Source organism: Candidatus Neomarinimicrobiota bacterium, from assembly GCA_034716895.1.
Lineage (GTDB): Bacteria > Fidelibacterota > UBA8477 > UBA8477 > JABMPR01 > JABMPR01.
Genome location: JAYEKW010000027.1, coordinates 16258 through 20287, shown reverse-complemented (window position 1 = coordinate 20287; position 4030 = coordinate 16258). Strand labels below are relative to the sequence as shown.

The following is a 4030-nucleotide window of genomic DNA, read 5'->3' as shown; positions in this document are numbered from 1 at the left end:
TGTCCGTCAAATGAGCATTCTCTGGATCTTTTTCAGCAACCAGAGCTTGAAGATCTGGAGAGAGTTTCTGCATGGAGGAAAGTGACATGCTTTTAGATAGCAGGATTCCAGGAATGATCAGTAGCAACAATAATTTATGTAGATGGTTGACCATGATGAATCTCCATTTTGTTTATGACACTCATTGCAAAAGGATACAATAACACTCCAAGCCGGAAAGTAAAAAACTTCTGTTCATAAACCGCTATCTTCTTCTACTTTTGTGCCATGTTTCTTGTTCGTGTGATATTTCTCTCATTTGCCACCCTGACCTTTGTGTTGGCCGGTAATCCATACTGGGTCTTTTTTGAAGATGATTCGACTAGAATTGAAGTTCAACTGACCGCCAGAGCTGATGCCAGGCTGTCCCTAAAGGGTTCTCCACAACCAATTAGAGATTTTTCGGTCTCACCAAATCATCTGGCTACATTGAGATCTGCGGGTTTCAAGATCAGACATGCCTCAAGACTCTTAAATGCCGTTAGTCTAGAGCTCGAAGATGATGTCGGACTTAATTATCTTATCCAGCTCCCCTTTGTTACACAGCTTAAACCAGTTGCCAGAAGTGTATTCACGGCACCCCGACAAGACCAGATTAACACCCAACTTGCCCGGATTTCTAATTTACCCTATGGGCAATCCCTGGCTCAGAATGAGATGTTGAATATTCCTGCGATCCACGACCTGGGTTATGATGGTTCCGGGGTTCTGATCGGCGTATTTGACACTGGTTTCCTCACAGATCATCCTGTTTTTGATGAGCTGGATATTTGGGGACGTCATGATTTTGTTGATCATGAAGTTGATCCAAACGGCGTGGGACACTCACACGGTATTAGCGTGCTTAGTGTGCTAGGTGGCTATTCTCCTGGTGAATTGATCGGCCCAGCTTATGGAGCTTCTTTTTTATTGGCCCGCACAGAAAACGTGATCGGGGAATCCCGGATCGAGGAAGACAATTGGGTGGCCGCCCTGGAATGGGCTGACTCCCTAGGTGTAGATATCATTTCTTCCTCCCTCAATTACCGCGATTTTGATGGAACTGCCGAAGACTATCCCGACTCGGCCATTGATGGCGAAACTACCATTATCTCACGAGCTGCCAATATCGCTGCTGAACGGGGCATTCTGGTGGTGAATTCAGCTAGTAATGATGGACCTTCAACGGGTAGTATCTGGCCACCGGCTGACAGTCGGCACGTGCTGTCTGTAGGTGCTGTAACTGCCGAGGGGGAGATTGCTTACTTCTCCAGTCGCGGCCCTACCTATGATGGACGCATTAAGCCAGATGTGGTTGCCATGGGAGTATCTGTTTACATGGCTTCCAGTATTGACGGTTACCAACGGAGCAATGGCACTTCTTTTTCAACACCTCTGGTGGCCGGATTATCAGCCCTGCTGCTGCAGGCTCACCCAGAATTGAAACCTGATTCGGTCATTGCCCTATTTCACCAGAATGGAGACCAGGCTGCCAGTCCGGATAATGTTTATGGGCACGGGCTTCCTGACCTGAGTCATTTATTCCAGAAACTGCAGGATATTGAATCAACCAACATTCCGGTCTATCCAAATCCGAGTTCTGAACAGATTGTTAAACTCGTACTACCGGGTCCCATGGCAGACAAGATCAAGAACGGTGATCTCTTTGACATACGGGGACGAAAGATCGCCTCCCTGTTGATTGAACCTGTTTCACCACAGATCGTTCAGGTGACCCTGCCCCTCAATTCCAACCTGGCGAACCAGCTAACTATCATCACCCTATATAGCGATGACCAAGTATATTCGGGGAAATTGGTTTACCTTAAACCTTGAGGAACCGGGTTTAGTAGAGACGTAATGCCTTACGTCTCTACTACAAAATAATCCGTGCAAATCTGTGTAAATCCGTGGCTAAAAAATCTATATTGGCAGACTATTTTGTACAGTCCTTATACATTATCCCTCGACTCCGCTCGGGATGACTATTCAGGATAACGATTCGGGATGACGATTCGGGATGACGATTCGGGATGACGATTCGGGATGACGATATGGGATGACGATATGGGATGACGATATGGGATGACGATTTTAATAGTTATACACATTTGAAAAATAGATGATTGGTTCTGATGAAACAGACTGAAGCCCTCAATAATTTTGAAGCCACCAGAAAAGCTATTGGCTATGTGGAACATCAAAAAGCGACCCGGAAAGACTACAAACGCATCGGATTCAAATCCGGTTTGGAAGTCCACCAGCAACTCAAAACTAAAAGTAAACTCTTTTGTCGTTGTCCTGCCGGAATTTATCATGGTGATGATGACTATGATGCTGAGGTAATTCGCCACATGCGCCCCACCCTCAGTGAATTGGGAGAATATGATGGTACCGCTCTCATGGAATTCAAAACCCGTAAAAACATTACCTACCGTTTGAATAATCAGACGGCCTGTACCTATGAAGTAGATGACACGCCTCCTTTTCCCATTGATCGAGAGGCACTGGAATACGCTCTGGAAATTTCTCTGCTTTCGAAATTGAATATCGTAGGTGAGGTTCACATCACCCGTAAACAGTATCTGGATGGTAGCATTCCCACTGGATTTCAGCGGACAGCTATTCTCGGTGTGGAAGGTGAGCTTCAACTCAAACACAAAAAAGTGGGACTCATTCAACTGAGTATCGAGGAAGATTCCTGCCGCGAGATCTCAGATATTGGCCATGACCGGATCTACAAAACCGATCGCCTGGGCATGCCCCTGATCGAAACGGTCACTCATCCCGACATGGCAACACCGGATGAACTAACCGAAGCCGCTGAATATATCCGTTTTCTAAATCGTAGTACTGGAAAGGTTAGAACCGGTATGGGTGCTGGTCGGGAAGATGTGAATGTAAGCTGTGCTGGCGGGAGTCGCGTGGAGATCAAGGGTGTCGCCCACAACAAGTGGATCCCCAAACTCTCTCACAATGAGGCATTTCGACAATGGGCTCTTCTGCATATTCGAAAACTGATTAAAGATCGTGGCCTCGATAAAGAGACCTGGAAACTGACCCATCAGGAGATCAATCTCTCACATCCTGAACTGCTGACGCCCCTCTTGCGAAAAAAAATAGACCGGGGTTATAAAGTACTAAGTATTAATCTTCCCAAATTTAAGGGAATATTGTCTCACTTCACTCAACCGGGACATCCTTTTGCTGATGAGCTGATCCACCGCCTGAAGGTCATCGCCTGTATCGAACGACCCAACATGACCCACTCCGAAGGTTTTGAACCGATTCTTTCTCAAAAAGAACTGGCTCGAATTGCCAAATGGCTCAGTGCTGATAAAGACGATGCTCAGATCATTCTCTGGGGACCACCAGAGGACATCCCTACTGCTCTGGAAACTGTGGAAGAACGTCTTCTTATGGCTTTTGAAGGCGTTCCAGAAGAAACCCGGAAATCTTTTGTTGATGGTACAACTATTTTTGAACGGGTCCTGCCTGGTAGTGATCGCATGTACCCTGATACAGATTCCGCGCCTATCCCCCTGGCAGTAGAATATATTGAAAGTCTGGGCAAACATCTGCCCCGGGATATTGCGGATCGCTACCATCAACTGAAAGCGTGGGCTGTTCCTGAAGACACCTGGAAGTATCTGTTAAGCAAGAATATGATTCCCCTCATTGAAAGGATCTGTGACAATTTTGGTTTTCCTCATAAACTGATCGGCTCATTTTTGGGCCATACTTTCAAGAACATCGAGGGAAAAGACATCCTGCATAAGAAATTTCACTACGAAAAGATTTATGAGTTGTTCCGATACATCAACGAGAAAAAACTGGTTCCCGGGATCGCCAAATTCATGATGCCCGTGATCTATGAATTCCCGGATATGCAATTCAGCTCCGTACTCACCAGTATTCATTTCAAACGACGCAGCCTGGCTGAGATCGTGACTCCGGTGGCGTTTCTTTATGAAAAATTCAAAAATAACAGCCCTGATGCCGAGATCGATCT

Annotated in this window: 2 protein-coding genes; both read left to right on the top strand. The window is 46.1% G+C overall.

From position 1 onward, the window contains the following. Positions 1-267 precede the first annotated feature (267 nt). Positions 268-1854: a S8 family serine peptidase gene (locus U9Q77_02165; protein ID MEA3286169.1), complete on the top strand. Its 1587-nt coding sequence runs from the start codon at positions 268-270 to the stop codon at positions 1852-1854. Between the two features lie 299 nt (positions 1855-2153). After that, the coding region (gene gatE, locus U9Q77_02160; GenBank protein ID MEA3286168.1) for a Glu-tRNA(Gln) amidotransferase subunit GatE at positions 2154-4030 on the top strand (1877 nt) is incomplete at its 3' end.